11 protein-coding genes are annotated in these 17,636 nt (G+C 45.6%); 2 read left to right on the top strand and 9 right to left on the bottom strand.

What is annotated here, in order from left to right; all coding sequences use genetic code 11:
• Positions 1–1,216: 1,216 nt before the first annotated feature.
• From J2Z66_RS30960 to leuC, 8 genes are all read right to left on the bottom strand, one after another.
• Positions 1,217–4,903, bottom strand: coding sequence for a dynamin family protein (locus J2Z66_RS30960; RefSeq protein ID WP_209976629.1), 3,687 nt, complete (start codon positions 4,901–4,903; stop codon positions 1,217–1,219).
• A 148-nt stretch (positions 4,904–5,051) separates the two neighbouring features.
• Complete coding sequence (locus J2Z66_RS30955; RefSeq protein WP_209976628.1) at positions 5,052–5,327, bottom strand: NAD/NADP transhydrogenase alpha subunit; 276 nt, start codon at positions 5,325–5,327, stop codon at positions 5,052–5,054.
• A gap of 19 nt (positions 5,328–5,346) precedes the next feature.
• Positions 5,347–6,033 (bottom strand): endonuclease III, encoded by a 687-nt coding sequence (gene nth / locus J2Z66_RS30950; RefSeq protein ID WP_209976627.1) that lies wholly within the window; start codon positions 6,031–6,033, stop codon positions 5,347–5,349.
• A 221-nt stretch (positions 6,034–6,254) separates the two neighbouring features.
• Positions 6,255–8,981 (bottom strand): S-layer homology domain-containing protein, encoded by a 2,727-nt coding sequence (locus J2Z66_RS30945; protein ID WP_209976626.1) that lies wholly within the window; start codon positions 8,979–8,981, stop codon positions 6,255–6,257.
• 28 nt (positions 8,982–9,009) lie between these two features.
• Complete coding sequence (locus tag J2Z66_RS30940) at positions 9,010–9,597, bottom strand: GerMN domain-containing protein (protein WP_209976625.1); 588 nt, start codon at positions 9,595–9,597, stop codon at positions 9,010–9,012.
• A 17-nt stretch (positions 9,598–9,614) separates the two neighbouring features.
• Positions 9,615–11,153, bottom strand: a complete 1,539-nt coding sequence (locus J2Z66_RS30935; protein ID WP_209976624.1) for an N-acetylmuramoyl-L-alanine amidase family protein — start codon at positions 11,151–11,153, stop codon at positions 9,615–9,617.
• Positions 11,154–11,414: 261 nt separating this feature from the next.
• A complete protein-coding gene (gene leuD / locus J2Z66_RS30930) occupies positions 11,415–12,020 on the bottom strand; it encodes a 3-isopropylmalate dehydratase small subunit (RefSeq protein ID WP_209976623.1) in 606 nt (201 codons plus the stop codon).
• A gap of 28 nt (positions 12,021–12,048) precedes the next feature.
• Positions 12,049–13,470, bottom strand: a complete 1,422-nt coding sequence (gene leuC, locus J2Z66_RS30925) for a 3-isopropylmalate dehydratase large subunit (protein ID WP_209976622.1) — start codon at positions 13,468–13,470, stop codon at positions 12,049–12,051.
• 266 nt (positions 13,471–13,736) lie between these two features.
• On the opposite strand from leuC, the gene J2Z66_RS30920 reads away from it, so the two are divergent.
• Complete coding sequence (locus tag J2Z66_RS30920; protein WP_209976621.1) at positions 13,737–14,630, top strand: LysR family transcriptional regulator; 894 nt, start codon at positions 13,737–13,739, stop codon at positions 14,628–14,630.
• A gap of 852 nt (positions 14,631–15,482) precedes the next feature.
• A complete protein-coding gene (locus J2Z66_RS30915; protein WP_209976620.1) occupies positions 15,483–15,974 on the top strand; it encodes a cysteine dioxygenase in 492 nt (163 codons plus the stop codon).
• A 1-nt stretch (position 15,975) separates the two neighbouring features.
• On the opposite strand, the gene J2Z66_RS30910 is transcribed toward J2Z66_RS30915, so the two are convergent.
• Positions 15,976–17,358 carry a glycine--tRNA ligase gene (locus J2Z66_RS30910; RefSeq protein WP_209976619.1) on the bottom strand — a complete coding sequence of 461 codons (1,383 nt, stop codon included), beginning with the start codon at positions 17,356–17,358 and terminating at the stop codon, positions 15,976–15,978.
• Positions 17,359–17,636: the final 278 nt, after the last annotated feature.

The raw sequence follows: 17,636 nt of genomic DNA, 5'->3' as shown, positions 1-17,636 counted from the left end.
CGGAATATAAAAGCTAATAGCTTCATATCCACACGAAAACGGTACCTAATCAGCTTCAATCTCCGAAATCATCCAAATACCCCGCTTATAAGCCTTTTAAAAACAATTCTATTTTTTTATTTCCACATAAAGAGTTAGTGAAATAAATCACCTACTAAAATACAATTTGTAAGCGCTTCCTTTATAGCTTGTGAATCGGATTACTAGGTCTTTTTTTGACCGTTGGCTGCCAGCCCAAAAGCTCAAATTAGCCCAAAATAAACTAAATAAGCCGTTCTATGGACAATTTTGGATGAGTTAGTATGAGGTGGTAATCTACTCTTTTTCTATGGTTAAAAGGTCTAAAACAGAGGTTCAGTGAACATTAGGAAAACGACTTGCAGTGTTCTTTGAGGTACGACTTGAGGCGTCCTTAGAGGGCGTATTCATCCCTTGTGTATGTTATAAGGGTTGGGTATGAGGTCAAACAGCTGGTAAATATTTGTTCCACTTCTCTTAAATGGAATAGACAAGAGCTGAGGAATAGATGAGGAAGAAGATCTGATGAATAGATGAAGATTAGATGAGGAAATGGAGCTGCGAGTACCTGCTGCTCTACTTTACCGATGATTTTCATCGCTAAAAGCACGGACCGTCTCCACAACCTGACTTTAATAATGAAAAACATCCTTAAAATCCCTTTTATCCCCCCAAAGGGGCCATCCCTCTTCTTTTAACGATGAAAATCATCATTAACTGACACATTGATCTGAAAACACTTCATTTAGCGATCAAAAAGTGGCTGTCGATTAACTGTGGATAAAAAATAGATGTGCCAAGCCCTGTTGATTAACATACATGTTTATTTCCACTACTCTCTTTCCCCGCCTATAGCATACATTTCAATAAGAACCAACCATGGGAGACAAAAAAGATGCATAAGTACATCATTTTCGGACCCGAATGCACCTATAAAAGGAAAATACTGCAAATCCGCAGGATTTTAGGCCTCTCTTGTCCGTTTGAGCGCTCCAAGTGACTATTTTCCTGCACTTTTGCAGCAATTCTCGGCCAATACCCAATTTCAGGTGAAAAATCCTGCACTTTTGCAGAATTTACTATGGGTAGAGTCCAAGGCTTGGCCTCCAAGGCAGGGGGAGACGGGCTGCTACGACGCTGTTAATGATTAGGGATTAATAGCAGCAAAAAACCTGGCCATAGGCCAGGCTTCTGCTAACTACATGTGGCTTTTTAACTGCTCCTGCAATCTATTAAGCTCGCCAATGTCAATCTTCATTTCCAGAGCATCAAGCAGTCCCCTGACATGTTCGGAAAGCTGCTGTTCATGCTGCTGTTTTAGCGCTCCTAACCAAGCTTCAAATTGATCTGCATAAGCTTCTATAAGCTCCTTGCCCTGCTGCTCTACTAATATTGCGATCGGCTCATTCAGCCTCGTTTCCAGCTCCGCACGCAGCTTCGCTTTCCCTTCGCCTTCAAAGAAATATTTGGCGTTGCGGAACAAACTCGACAGAAGCTTCTCTGAGACCTCAGGAGCAACCAATTGGGCGGCTATCTCCGGGGTGGCGAAAGAACGATTCTCGTATGCACCGCTCTCATAGCCCTCAATCCATGCACCTATCTGTTCGTTCCATTCCTTATATTTGTTCGACGCAAGAAGATTCATCCGATTTTCCACCCGCAGCGTTGTAGCCAGCACTTCCTGAGACAAATCAAAAGCAATCATTCGCCGCAGCTCCTGCCAGGCAGAGAGCAAAGCTTTCTTGAGGTCATGTGTATCTTCCCGGAAAGAAGCCGGATTAAAGGCCAGTGTATACAGCTCTCCAAAGCGGTATGTCGTCCTCTGTTTCACATAATAAAGCAGCTCTTGGATCTCTTTGGCCAGCTCCTTTTGCTCAGGCAGCACATCCGCGCTTGCAATAAACTGTATCGCCTTTACCTCCGCTTGCTTAAGCTGCGCGCTTCTTGCTTTACGCTCTGCTTCACTTTCCTGAGCTCCCTCAATCCACTGCTGCATCATATGATCAGCCCTGGAAAGCTCCAAATTAGCAGCATGAATGGCTACCTCACTTAGCTCCTCGAAAGTAAAACGGATAAAATCTTTTTCAAACGTTTCGATGCCTGATCCTTGTACAAGCTCGTTATTCCCGTTAATTTTTCCTTCAGCAGCCAAATAGCTCGATATCGGATAAATTCTTGGATTTCGGATGCCCTGTTGGAGCAGATTCGTTTCTACATGTTTGATCACACCGGATAGTTCATTTTCACTAGCGGCTAAATCAGCTGCATTGACGATAAAAAACATTTTATCCATTTCAAAGCTGTCCTTCACCCGCCCCAGCTGGAGCAGAAATTCACGGTCGGCTTGAGAAAAGGCATGATTATAATAAGTGACGAACAAAATGGCATCTGCATTTTTGATATAATTGAATGCGACCCCCGTGTGCCGGGCATGAATCGAATCTGCCCCCGGTGTATCGACAAAAATAATACCTTGGTCCGTCAAAGGATTGGAATAAAATAAATCAATCAGCTCAACAAAGCAGGATTTCGCTTCATCAGCCACATAGCTGGTAAACTGCTCCTTGCTGATCCTCAGCTCGCTGCCCAGGTTATCCTTCGCGTCTTCCCAGCCTTTTTCGACCGCCTTCAGAAATGAGTAATGAGGCTTTCCTTTAGCTGTTACCTGCGAAGGAGACAAGCCGCTTATACGTGCTAATGCCGAAGTCATATCATGTGCCTGAAGGCCAAGCAGCTCCAGCGAATACAAGATGTCCTGCAAGATGACAGCAGCTGATTTCATCCTTACCCTGGCTGTGCCATGCGGCCAGCCTTCCTGCGGCGGCACTATGCGGTTGATCGCCGCCGTCGTCGGGTTCGGCGAAACCGGCAGCACCCGCTCGCCAAGCAGCGCATTGGCGAAGGACGACTTGCCGGCGCTGAAGGCGCCGAACAAGGCAATCGTGAACGTCCGCTCGCGCAGACGTTCCGCCTTCTCGCGCATGGAACGCGCGAGCGACCTCATCGACGGCTGCGCCTCGATGAGACTCGAAGCCGCCAGCAGCGCTGCGGCTTTGCGCTCCATGCGCCGCCCGTGCCCGCCTGCTGCGGTCACGGTAGGCGCCGCAGCAGCGGCCTCCGGCTGCGCTGCCGCGGACTGGGCTGCCGATGCAGCGGCAGCCTTCAAAATCGTGTCCATGGAGGACACGACGTGCAGCCCCCCGCTTAGCGGGGCGGCAGCAGTCTCCTCCATGGGCGTAAAGCGCTGCAAATCAGGCAGCTGTGGCGGAAGCACCTTCCGCCAGGCTGCCATTTGCAGCAGCTGCTGCTGCGCAGCGGCTTCATCGTGCGCGAGCTGCTGCAGCGCTCTTGCGGCACGCAAGCGCTCAGCCAGCGCCGCCAGCTGCTGCGTAAGCACGCTGGCCGCTTCCGCAGCCTGCTCACTGCTTGCAGCCGCAAGCAAATCTATGACCGCAAACGCCTGCTTGCGGTAAAGCTGCTTAATCTCGGCCGCAACCAGCCTCGTATAAACAAGTGTATATTCGCCATCGAAGCTGGCTCCAGCATTGACCTGCTCCGCCAGCCATTCAGGCTTCACTTCTACCCGAAGCGCTTCAATCTCCGCAGTTAATTGCTCCGTTTGCAGCGCGTTTGCAGCGGATGCCTTCTTCAAGGCCCCTCTTAGATGCCAGTCTAGCTGAGCTTCCACCTGCTCAGCGAGATCCTCGGTAAACGCCTGCAGCCGTTTGCTTTGCTCAGCTGCTGTCTGAGCTGCACGGGAAAAAAATCCAACCTTAAAACCGGGTTTTCGGCTTTGCAAATAAGCATCGGCCCTGTCTCTAGTCAAAGCCGGAGTTATATTCGCATTTTCAATAATGCTGCTGATCTCCTTACGCAGTGCAGCTGACAGATCCTCAGGAAAAGCCTGAACTCTCTCCAGCTCAACCTGAGTCTCCGCTGCCTGTTGTTCCTGCTTCTCGCCATCCTCGCTAGCCTGCGAGGCTTCCTCCAGGAGCTCGGCTCTGAGCGGCGCATTGCGTTCCGAAAGCCACGTGCCATGCTCTTGAATCAAATAATGCGCAGAAGCATCCACACTATATAAACGAAGCTCTTCGCCCCGTTCAATCAATCCTTTAATCAGCCAACGAAGCTTGCTCCACTCATTATGGACATGCCCGGGCTCCTTCATCGTCACAAACAGCAAGCCGTCAGGTTCAACGCCCCAGCTGCGAAATGCCTGCAGCGTATCCTCCTTATACCGGGAGAAAGGAAGCTCGTGCTCCTTATGCTTATCAATCATATTAACAAGTAAATAGAGCGGTTTTCCCCATTCCTTCATTTTCTTTGTAAAAGCGAGATTGATTTCGGACTGCACATGATTATAATCCATGATATAGAACACAACGTCCGCTAAATGCAGTGCAGATTCTGTCGATTGATGATGTGCATCATCCGTTGAATCAATACCTGGTGTATCCAGCAGTGCAGTGTGATCGCCAAGCAGTGGAATCGGATACGTAATAGCTACACTTTCTATATCTGTACCATTCACACAATAGGCCTCAAGATCATCCAGCGCTATCTCCTGCAATCTTCCCTTGACATCATTTTCTTTGTGGGTTACAGCAGCCCCCGATACTCCATTTCGGATACTTACGATATTAGCGCTTGTAGGTATCGGACTAGAGGGCAGCAGCGGATAACCGCAAAGCTGGTTGATGAGCGTCGACTTCCCTGCCGAGAAATGACCGCAAAAAGCAATATTCATCCGCCCGACATTCATTTTCTCGAGCAATTCCTGCAGCTTGTCCCCATGATTCTTATCACCAGCTTCAAGTAAAGCCAATTGTATACGTTGTAGCGCTTCCGGCATGGTCACTGCGCCGGCAGCTTCGACTTTATTCATCCATCATTTCCTCCGTGCCTATGAGATAAACCCAGAAAGAAGGCTCCTCGCCTCAATCATGCGGGAGCTTAAACTTTCTAAAGCTGCAAGAAAAAATCTCCACTAGGGAGATTTTAAGTCTGATCGTCAGACTAACGTGAAATCCGAATTAGGAAATCGCTGATTTTTCTTTTTCCGGCAAAAAGATTTCAAACACGTTGCGGTGCTGAAGGATCGTAATATCTCTGCCTTTTTCTTTCATAACTACGACTTCCGGCTTCGCCTTCATCCGGTCTATGTAGTTTTGCGGCACTTCTCCTGCTTCGCTGACTGTCACTCCATCGATTTCCTTTTCTTCGTTTTCCTTAAGGGGTGTGCTCAACACCTGTTCGTAAATATCGGAAAACACTTCAAAATTATTGGTGTAAACAGCGATGCATTTCATTTCCATCCCATCCTTCATTTCATTTTTCTAGTATTTCCTTCTTACTGCTAGCCTTCCTAGATACGGCTGGTTTCATACGTTTTTTTCCTTCTTTACAGCTTTCAAGCAGCGGACAAAGAGGACATTGCGGGTTTTGTGCCTTACAATGATAGCGGCCAAAAAATATAAAACGATGATGAGTAAGGGTCCACTCATCCTCTGGAACCATCCGCATCAGCTTTTTTTCGACCTCCAGCACCGAGTCATCCCAGCCTGCTAGTCCGAGCCTTTTGGAAACGCGTTCTACGTGAGTATCTACCGCAATTGCCGGTACACCGAAAGCATTTGAGACGACAACATTCGCCGTTTTTCTCCCAACTCCAGGAAGTTCAACCAAGGCTTCATGTGTCTGTGGAAGTTGTCCGTCATATTTGTCCAGCAGGAGCTGGCACAGCTTTTGGATATTTTTTGCCTTATTGCGGAACAATCCGATCCGGCGTATATCCTGCTCAAGCTCCTCCAAAGGAACAGATAAATAATCTTGAGGCAGCTTATATTTTTGAAACAAGCTCTGCGTTACTTTATTCACGGTCTCGTCCGTACACTGTGCTGAAAGCAGAACTGCAATCGTCAATTCAAAAGGATTGCTGTGATTCAACTCGCAATGTGCGTCCGGAAACATTTCACCCATAATGTCTAAAATATGCCTGACCTGCTTCTGCTTCATAGCTCCTCTTTCCTAGGTGTAATATGTTCAAGTGTAGCGAATTGTGAGTCTAGAATCAATCCTTGAAACAGCTAATTTACAAATTTTTTATCAATTTCCGCAAAAATTTAACGAAATGTCCTCAAAAACAATCCGTCTGCAAGGATAGATAGACTCTACCCAAACAGACGGATGATAGATTACATATGTTTCAAGCATGTTCGTTATTTTTGAATACGGGGTTATTTCTTTGACATTTCAACGATTTTATCATCCAGCACATAAATCATCACAGCATCATTTGCTGCGAAGGAAGTTAATGACAAAACCTCGCTGCCTTTATGATAATAAGCTCTTGGATATAAGTTATACGTATTTTTGTCTCCCGCATTTCCAGCCTTAAACACCAGCTGATTCAGCACATTGTTGTAGGAAGCAAATTCCTTCTGGAACGCAGAGGCTACCTGGATGACCATTTTGCCTTCCGCATCCTTCAGCACTTGCACACGGTCACCGACCTTTAGATTAGCGAAGGTTAGTGCAGTTCCGCCATTGCCTTTAACAGCGTAATTAGCTCCGAGACCAACCACCTTGCTTTTTCCAGCGAAGTCCTGCACCGTAATGCTTGTGCTGGCCGCATCCACAGCCGTAATTTCAGCCCGGATCGGCGTGATCAGCTCTGCCTTTGTAACTACATTACCTTTAAAGCTCAGCTTTATATATTCATCGGCTAATACATCACTGAAAGCTGCTGTTGTTTGATCCTCTCTAACTAACGGAACCTGATCCAGCGAATACTCATAGGTAGTATTTAGATTGTTTTGTACGGTCACTCTTTTGGTCGTGCTGTTAGTAAGAATCGTTTTATATAAAAACGTTTTATTTACAGTGATTTTACTGATATTTACTTGATCGGGACTAAAGGTAATTGTAACCGGATCACCAATAATCAAATCAGCTAATTTGCTTGATGTTCTGTTCGGGATTTCCACTCCGGGAACCTGCACCAGCTTAAAGCTGACTAGCTGACCGCCTTCACCCTTTATGGTGATATCATTTGTCAGTAAATTGAGCTGGCTGATCGTCCCCTCCATTTGCGTTGCAAAACGAATCGAGATGACTTTATCATTAGATATTTGCAAATCTACTCTTTTCCCTGGTGTAAACACACTACCGAAATTAGCAAAAGGCATTGTAGTGGAATAATAGTAAAGCAGTGTGCTTTCCGATAATTTGTACGCGAGTGGCTTGCCTTTATAATCTTCCAGCATCAAAAATTTAGAAGTAGGCTCATAGCTGACAATCCTCGCAAAATACTGATTGTTAATGCTCCGGTTAGTCGCAGTAATCTTTGTAATTTTATTGTTCAGCAAATCCAGCTTTAGTACATCGCCCTTTTCCAAATCGAATACACCGGCTGTAGTAAGACCATCAATTTGAACCTGAACGTTGTCAGCCAAAAAGTAAGATGCGAGCGCCTCGCCATTAGACTTACTAATCGTAATATACGTTTTATCGGCATCGATCCCAGTAAGGGTTCCTTCAACAGTTATGCCAATATCCGCCTGTTTCTTAATGATTACTTTAGCGATTTGATTGTTCACAACTTCATAGGCAATGGTGTCTCCAACATGAATTGAATTAAAATCAGCTGAAGAATTATCAGCAAATAAGAAAATCGCCTGGTTGGAAAATTTGAAGGTTTCAGACTTGCTGGTAGATGCCTCCAGAATTTGCAGCGCATTCTCTTCCCTGCTAATCGTTTGAATCGTACCTTCGGAGGACTTGCTCACCGGAACCTGCTTGACGACGATTTGGGTAATTTCCGGATTTTTGGCAATCTTGCTTTTTCTTAATTCAATCTGGCTTCCTTTGACTAGTGAACTTAAGCTCAGCTCTTTCCCCGCCGCGTCTGTTATAGACACATTTTGTGACAAGTTATAGTTCTCGTATTGATTATTTCTTAGAAGAGCAAGGGACATCTTGTCTACATAAGTGGCCAGCAATTCACCTTCATAAACGTCCATTTGCAGCTGGTCACTAATCAATTCCACCATGTATACAGTTCCATCGACTTGCACGACCGAAATCTCATAGGTTTCTTTAATCGCCTCAGGCGATATTTTAGTATCGTTCTTGTTACCGTAAAAAGTGGCATCATTAGACAGCTTATAGTTCGTTACCTCGCCATTTTTGTCCATAAGCGCAATGCTGTCGCCCGTCAAGCTGCTCATGTAGCCTCTGGCAATTTTGGAAGAAGGCTTAGCCAAATCCTTTTGGGAACGGCTCAGGAATGTGGCAATCTGTGCACGTGTTACAGCACCTTTGGGACGGAACGTTCCGTCTTCGAATCCATCTACAATTTTCAGAGAAACCGCTGCATTGATATAACCGAGCTCGGAATAATCGATCTTGCTATTATCTGTAAAAGAAGTAGGTGTTGAAGCAAGGCTTTCCGCAATGGATTGCTGACCGATAGCACGTATAGCAATTTTGGCCACCCATTCTCTTGTAGCCTTGCGAGCCCCCCATTTTGTCTTTGATCCGTCGGTATTCAGCTTCTCTTCTGGAAGTGTAATCAAACCTTTGTTAAGGGCTACTGCGACATAATTTCTGAAAAAGTCATCGACTCCAAGAAACTCCGGAAAAACAGTCGTTTCTTTCAATGCTTTTACTTCACCCTCCAGGTCCATCATCCGTATCGCCATGACGATAGCTTCCTGCTGTGTCACAGAATTCTCGGCACGATAAGTACCGTCCTCGTAACCGTCTATGATTCCTTCTATCGCTAATTTAGTAATATGGCGGGTTCCCCAATAGCTTTCTTTCACATCAGGAAAGGAAAGCTTAACTTTACCGGATACGGAAGAGCCGCTTCCATTATTTAATTCTGCATATACAGGACTCGCAACAAGACTTGTAGCAATCATCGAGCTTAAAATCAATTTATTTAACTTGTGTTTCTTCATATTCCGATATAGCTCCTCTATCTTGAAATTAGTCAACCCGCTTGATTGGATACGGAAAGTCCACATGCCCCATTAAGCTTTCTACTTGCTGGCCATCTTTGGTTATATAAAGTGACTTCACTTCTGGAAATTGAAAGACGGTTTTATGAATTGCCTGGAGAAAATAGGATTCTCCCATAGATCCTAGCTGTGCATCAGGTCCAAAGATCAGATCGACCTTGAGCTCTCCTTTTTCCTTAACATCCCCGGAAACTTTAAAGGTAATATCTTTAAAGAGTGAAACCAGGCTTGTATCGTCACTTTCTTTCAAAGCTTCAAGGGCAGCTGCGTATACATCTTCATCCTTAGCGTAGGTGATCTCAGCGTCCTTTTCGATAAGCTTGGTTATTTCTGAATCTGTGTAATACAGCTTAACAGCTTTTCTCTTCATTTCAGGCGTTGGTTCTGGTGTCGGTTCTTGCGTCGGTACAGGGGTCTGCTCCGGTGTAATTGGAGTAGACACTGCCGTTTCTTGCGGCTGGGCCGGTGTCAGCGGTTTTTCATTTTTAGCACATCCTGCTGCAGCCAGCACAATAACACCTGTTAGCAGCATCCCTTGAAATAATCGTTTTCTCATGATAGTACTCACACTCCTTATTTGAGGTTCAAGTATTCTTTGATGGCGGCGGCTAAGGAGGCTGCTACTTGATTTTGGAAATCATCTTTATACATGGCGGCTTCATCGTTTTTGTTGGATAAGTAACCGACCTCCACCAGCACTGCCGGCATCTTAGTCTTATTAATTACCCTAAAATCTTCTTTTCGTACCCTTCTATCTGTAAATCCTGTTCCAGCAACCGTATATTTATGAATAATGTTCGCAAAAGCTAGACTTTCCGGTCTATAGTAGTAAGTTTCTACACCTGTAACTGTTGGCGTGTGCTTGTTTCCATGAATAGAAAGAAATAGATCGGCCCCCGCATCATTTGCAAATTTGACTCTGCCATCCAGATCCACATAAACATCGTCTGGTCGGGATTGCAAAACAGTGATCCTCTTATCCTGTGCGAGCAGTTCACTCACTTTCTTCGCCATCGGCAGGGTAAAATCCTTCTCCTTTTTCCCAGTTAACGAAATTGCCCCAGGATCCGTCCCCCCATGTCCCGCATCAATAACAACAGTAATCTTATGCTCAGAAATAGTTGCACTCCAAACATTCGGGTCTGTTGATGTGAGCATTTGGAAATCCGCCATGCCAATTAAGTCAAGCGTGATTCTAACTGTTGGCGGCGTACTTGAAAAATTGGAATAACGGATTTTTTGAACGAGCGGGTGATTGGACACAAGCTCTCCAGCAGTTCCTACCATCTGATTCTTCAGCGCTGTATCCAGCTCTGCGTAGGGCAGATCAAAAACAATACGGTTAGGATTGTCCAATTTGAAAGCCGTTGGCTTGATCACACCATTGCTCGTTCTGACGATCAAATCAGTACCATTTGTTTCGATAGATTGTACGACATGGATCGTCTGATCGACCGGCACATCTTTACCGCCATCTGTTCCTGGTTCAGTTCCCGTTCCAGGATCCTTAGTGCCCCCCTCAGAACCGGGATCTGGCTTCGGATCCGGACTTGGACTCGGAGTAGGCGTATTCGGATCCGGGTTTGGCTTCTCGCCGGGTGTTTCCGGTTCTTCAGTAGTAGGTGGTGTACTCGGAGCAGGCACCTCCGGCTTAAACATATGTACGGAATAAGTCACCTTGTCCCAATTAAATTTTACACCAAGCAGTTCGCCGATGAAACGGACGGGAAGCATTGTATTGCCTTCCAATATGATAGGTGCAACCTCAATCTCTTGTTTTTTGTCTTTGACCATGACTTGTCTGTTATCAATCGTCAGTTGGATGACAACATCTTCCTTTTCCACGGTAACCAGGCGTTTCTTCCCATCCCAGCTCACTTTGGCCCCTATTTCCTCAGCAATAATCCGCACAGGTACAAGCGTATTATCATTCTTGATAAGGGGTGCAACTTCAGGATTTAATTCTTTTCCATCCATAAATAATTTGATCGGTTTAGGCGGGGTAACAGGAGTAACTGCTTTCGCTGCTTCAACGGGCTTCGCCCCCAGTACAAAGCTAGGCAATAAAAGCATGCAAACTAACAGTGACAAAAAAGCTGCTGATATTTTCATTATTCACCTCTATGTAGTTTAGAAATAATATTAAAAAATAATTGGACCTCCAAAGAAACCTAGCGACATAGCGACATATTATGCAGTTTAGCTATTCGTGCGGTAAAATCGCTTGATATCGTGCAAAACCCCCGATCCTTCGACAAACTATTAACCTATTAGACGCAAAAAAATACCAAAAGTTGCAAAAAAAAGACCGCTAAAATTCAGCGGCCAAATTTATTGCAGCAATTGTCTGTTGTTCCTTCATGTATATTGCTTTTATTTGTATGCCAAACGCTCTTTATGCTTTACTTCATACGCCGAAATCGCATCTGCATGTTGAAGTGTCAGACCGATATCATCCAGACCTTGCAATAAGAACTGGCGGCGATGCTCATCAAGAGTGAACTCAATGTGAAGACCGTAGTCATCCGTTAACTTATTGTTTTCCAGATCAACATGCAGCTTGTAGTTTTCATGCTTCGCGGTACGCTGGAACAAATCCTCGACCTGTTCTTCTGACAGCTTGAGTGGCAAAATACCATTTTTAAAGCAATTGTTGTAAAAAATATCAGCATAAGACGGTGCAATTACAACCTTGAATCCATAATCAAGAATAGCCCAAGGTGCATGCTCACGAGAAGAACCGCAGCCGAAATTTGCTCTTGAAATAAGCACGGATGCTCCTTCATAACGTGGTTGGTTTAACGAAAAATCAGGAATGACAGCACCACTTTGATCAAATCTCCACTCGAAGAAAAGAAATTGGCCGAAGCCGGTACGTTCAATTCGTTTCAAAAATTGCTTTGGAATGATGGCGTCAGTATCTACGTTTACACGATCTACCGGAGCAACCAGGCCGGTATGCTTTTGGAATGCTTCCATATGGGTGATTCTCCTTTACTTCTATAAATTAAGCTTGTTGATAAGCTTTGAATTCCCAATCACGCACATCTACAAAGTGTCCTTCAATAGCAGCTGCCGCCGCCATTGCTGGTGAAACCAGATGCGTACGTCCGTCGCGTCCCTGACGCCCTTCGAAATTACGGTTAGACGTGGAAGCACAGCGTTGACCAGGAGTCAGGTAATCCGGATTCATAGCCAAACACATGCTGCATCCGGCATCGCGCCATTCGAAGCCCGCTTCAGTAAAGATGCGATCCAGGCCTTCCTTCTCAGCTTGAATTTTCACTCGGCCAGAGCCTGGCACAACAATCGCCTGAACATGCGAAGCTACCTGATAGCCTTCGGCTACTGCAGCTGCAGCGCGCAGATCTTCGATACGTCCGTTTGTGCAGGAGCCAATAAATACAACATCCAGCTTCAAATCGGTAATTGGCGTACCGGGTGTAAGACCCATATATTCAAGTGCTTTCTCCGATGCTTTGCGCTCATTTTCCGTAGGAAAGCTTTGCGGATCCGGTACTAGAGAAGTTACACTTGTTCCCATACCAGGGCTGGTACCCCAAGTTACTTGTGGTACTAAGGATGCAGCATCAAAATCAACCACATAATCATACACTGCACCTTCGTCAGTTGTGTAATACTTCCAAGCTTCAACTGCCGTATCGAAAGCTTCACCTTGAGGAACATACTCACGTCCGCGCAGGTAGTTGAAAGTAGTCTCATCCGGAGCGATCAAACCTGCTCTTGCTCCTGCTTCAATAGACATATTACATACAGTCATTCTTTCTTCCATGGAAAGGCCGCGGATGGCTTCGCCCGTGTACTCGATCACATAGCCGGTTGCGAAATCAGTTCCGTATTTGGCAATAACGCCCAGAATCAAATCCTTGGCTGTAACGCCCGGATTCAGTCTGCCGTCAATGCGGACCTCAAGTGTTTTTGCCTTGGACTGCTGCAAAGTTTGTGTCGCCATAACATGCTCAACCTCACTCGTACCAATACCAAAAGCAAGAGCGCCAAACGCGCCATGCGTAGATGTATGACTGTCCCCGCAAACGATTGTTTTGCCAGGATGTGTAAGGCCAAGTTCAGGACCCATAACGTGAACTACGCCTTGGTCAATGCTGTCCAGATCAAACAAGGTAACGCCGAAATCGCGACAGTTTTGGGAAAGCGTGTCAATCTGCTGCTTGGAAATCGGATCGGAAATGTTAAAGCGGTCTTTCGTTGGCACGTTATGATCCATCGTTGCAAAAGTTAAATCCGGTCTGCGGACTTTCCGTCCACTTAAACGAAGCCCTTCAAAAGCTTGGGGCGATGTCACTTCATGAACTAGCTGCAAATCGATATAAATAACGCTCGGCTTGCCTTCTTCCTGATGAATAACGTGATTATTCCAAATCTTCTCGAACATAGTTTGCTTACTCATTTGCAATCACCTCTTATTTGTTAAGTCCGTTCCATTTGGAGCGCACAAAAGCTTGTAATAGAATTGTAACATTCCTCGGTTATTGCAGCAAGACATAAAACCTATCAGTCTGATAAGTAATAACTATAAGTGGTCTCTTTCTAATGAATGCATGATATCCAACCTATATCCGTCCTATCTCCATCCTACCTCCATTCTATATCCATCCAGATTTATTTTCTTTTATGATTACAGCAGGTTATAATTTGACTCGGGAGGCGAAAAACATGGAATTACGACAGCTTCAATATGCCATTCAAATTGCCATTGAACGCAATTTCTCCAGAGCCGCAGAAAAGCTGCATATCGCTCAGCCTTCTCTCAGCCAGCAGCTGTCCAAGCTGGAAAAAGAGCTGGGAGTATTGCTCTTTCAGCGCAGCACAAGCTCTGTTGAGCTCACACATGCCGGGTCGCTTTTTGTAGAGAAATCACAACAAATTCTCGACCTGGTGGAGCAGCTGAAAAAAGAAATGGAAGATATCTCACAGATGAAAAAAGGACGGCTCATCGTCGGCAGCATGCCTATCACAGGCTCAACCATTCTCCCTTATGTCGTCCCTGCGTTCCAGGCTGCCTACCCGGAAATTGAAGTTTCGCTGGTCGAGGAAACCTCCTTTAACCTGGAGACACTTACAAGCAGCGGCCAAACCGATATTAGCCTGCTCTCCCTTCCGCTTAGAGATGACTCGCTTTATTATGAAACTTTATTAGAAGAAGAAATTGTACTGGCTGTTCATCCTCAGCATCCATTGGCTTCACGTTCCGATCCTATTCATTTGGGAGAGCTAAAGCAGGAGCCCTTTATAGCTTTAAAGAACGGGCAGGGCTTTCGCAAGCTCACCACCCAGCTTTGCCAACAGGCAGGCATTTCACCGAATATTGTATTTGAATCCAGTAACATGGAAACTATACAGTCCCTTGTTGCTGCTGGTATGGGTATTGCTTTTGTGCCTTTTCTTATTTCCAAAAGAAGTAGAAGCGAGCTGGCTCCCACTTACCTGCACCTAGAAGGACACCCGACTCGAACGCTGGTCATCGCCTATCGCAAAGGCAGATACATTTCTAAAGCTGCTGAAGCCTTTATTGCAACCATGAAACAAATTATGGATGCAAGATCGTAAAAAAGGACGCCTTGTCGCGATCCTTTGAGGTGCGTGTTCGAAACTTAGGAGCGTTATGGAGGGAATGGCTGTGGGCTCCAGCCGCTGTTAAAGATTTGTTCCTTCGAATGAAATGGATAGGGGGTTGGAACAAATCTTTAAAGGCGGGCGCTATCGCTCCTCCACCCACAGCCACTCCCTCTTCCAGCTACTACCTCACGAACACCAAGCTTCAAACGGACAGCCAACAAGAAGTTTTCTCTTTGCTGGAGGAGATTCCTAGCGGGAGCAAGCGCTGGGGATGAAGATGGCCCCTGCCAGCGCGCGCAACCGAGATTGTCTGCTACTTTAACGATGTTTTTCATCGCTAAAAGCACGAGGTCGCCCCCACAACCTTACTTTAACAATGAAAAACATCGTTAAAATCTCTTTTATGCACCTAGAAAGGCCATCTGTCCGCTTTTAACGATGAAAAACATCACTAAAGTGACAGATTGACCTGGGAACACTTACTTAACGATAAAAAACATCGTAAAATAAACTGCAAAAGCATAATGGGCAGAATTGGGGACAATTAGACGGAGGCGGGCTGCTTCATGGCTGCTAAGGGATACTCTTCCTTAAAACCTAAGCTTTCTTAGTTCAATTAGAAATGATAACCTCTCTTATCCTTTAGCTCAGTAAAACACATAACAAAGAAGCAAGGATGCCTTGCTTCTTTGTTATGTATACAAATCCATAAAGTGTGCTAACGAATAATTTCAAACACTCCTGACACCCAGCTTGTTGTTAAAGCATACCATGTATCAAAGTTTCTTATGAGAAATCAAAGGTTTCTTGATGAAACAAGTTCAGTGAGGAGATGGAGATTACATGGAGCTTATCAGTCGACTGGAGCAAGAGTTCCGCACGCTAGAAAATCCTACTATAGAGCAAATAAAAGGCTTATTTAATTCCCTAAGCGATTTGCTGAAGCAGGCCCCAAAGTATAGCAGCGATCCCGGAAGTCTTCCCTACTCGAGAAAAACATTGTTTCGTAATGATGCGGTCGAGGCTGTCGTTGTTCAGATACCTGCCGGGAGAGCAACTGCCATCCATGGCCATGGAAATTCTATAGGCTGTGTGTTTGTTATTGAAGGTGAATTTATGAATACGACCTACTTAACAGACAAGTACGGATACCCCGTGCAAGCTGGACAATGTACTGTCAAGACTGGAGAAACACTCATCGTACCTGCCGGACTCATTCATCAAATGAGCAACACTGGCAGGGAGGCGATGATTTCTGTACATGTGTATTCGCCTCCGCTGCACAATATGATGACGTACTTTCCCTATAGCGAGGTACTTGATTTCGTCATCTAACTTAGAACTGCAGCTTCTCTTCGATAAATGATTTCAGCTCGGTAATTGGCATACGTGTTTGCTGCATCGTATCACGGTCACGCACCGTAACCTGACCATCCTGCTCGGAATCAAAATCGTAAGTAATACAGAACGGAGTGCCAATTTCATCATGGCGGCGGTATCTTTTGCCGATGGAACCCGAATCATCATAATCGGTCATATAATACTTTGACAGATCCGCGAAAACTTGCTGGGCTCCTTCCGCAAGCTTCTTCGAGAGTGGAAATACCGCTGCTTTAATTGGCGCTAGAGCGGGATGAAAACGCAATACAGTCCGGCTATCGTCCCCTTCAAGCTGCTGCTCCTCAAAGGCATCGATCAGGAAAGAAAGCGTCACGCGATCTGCTCCCAGCGAAGGTTCGATGCAGTAAGCGATATAACGTTCTTTAGTTTCAGCATCGATATAATTGAAATCCTCACCCGAGTGCTCCATATGCTGCTTTAAATCAAAATCGGTACGATCGGCAATTCCCCAAAGCTCGCCCCAGCCGAACGGGAATTTATATTCAATATCCGTCGTTGCATTGCTATAATGGGACAGCTCATCATCCGAATGGTCGCGCAAACGCAAATTATCCGGCTTCAAGCCTAGGTTTAGCAGCCAGTTATGACAGAAGCTGCGCCAGTAAGCAAACCACTCCATATCCTCACCAGGCTTGCAGAAAAATTCAAGCTCCATTTGCTCAAACTCGCGGGTACGGAACGTAAAATTCCCCGGAGTGATTTCGTTACGGAAGCTTTTGCCAATCTGGCCGATTCCAAAAGGAAGCTTTTTGCGCATAGTGCGCTGAACATTCTTGAAGTTGACGAAAATTCCCTGGGCCGTTTCTGGACGCAGGTAAACGGTGTTGGAGCTGGATTCAGTCACGCCTTGGAAAGTCTTGAACATCAGATTGAACTGGCGAATGTCTGTGAAATCCTTGCTGCCGCAATCCGGACAAACCACATCATGATCCTGGATCAGCTTTTGCATTTCGGCAAATGTCATACCGTCTACAATAATTTCAATATCTTTCTCAGCCAGCTTGCCTTCGATCAGTTTGTCAGCACGGTGACGGGCTTTACACTGTTTGCAATCGATCATTGGATCATTAAAGTTGCCTACATGTCCGGAAGCGACCCAAGCCTGCGGATTCATCAGAATTGCCGCGTCCAAGCCAACATTATAAGGAGATTCCTGAATAAATTTTTTCCACCAGGCCCGTTTAATATTATTTTTCAGCTCTACGCCAAGAGGACCATAATCCCATGTATTTGCCAGGCCGCCGTAAACCTCTGATCCCGGAAAAACAAAGCCCCTATGCTTAGCCAAAGCCACGATTTGCTCCATACTTATACTCATTTCCAATTCGCCCCTCTTCATTTGTTTGTTCACATACTAACTCATCAAAACTGCAGCTGTAAGTCAAACCTGTAAAGCATTAAAAAATCACAAAAAAAGCCACCATCCCTACAGGCATCTAAAATGCCTAGGGACGGGAGCTTTGCACCCGCGGTTCCACCCTAGTTGATGCGCCAGTCATCTGGCGTACCCTCTTTTTCAAAAACCGACTCCAGACTGCCCTTTCTCTGCTCCTTCTGACCGGGCTTGCACCTTCCCCGGCTCGCTGTACATAAGGT

Origin of the sequence: Paenibacillus eucommiae (assembly GCF_017874215.1) — a bacterium.
Lineage (GTDB): Bacteria > Bacillota > Bacilli > Paenibacillales > NBRC-103111 > Paenibacillus_AI > Paenibacillus_AI eucommiae.
This window is presented reverse-complemented; position numbering and strand designations above follow the sequence as displayed.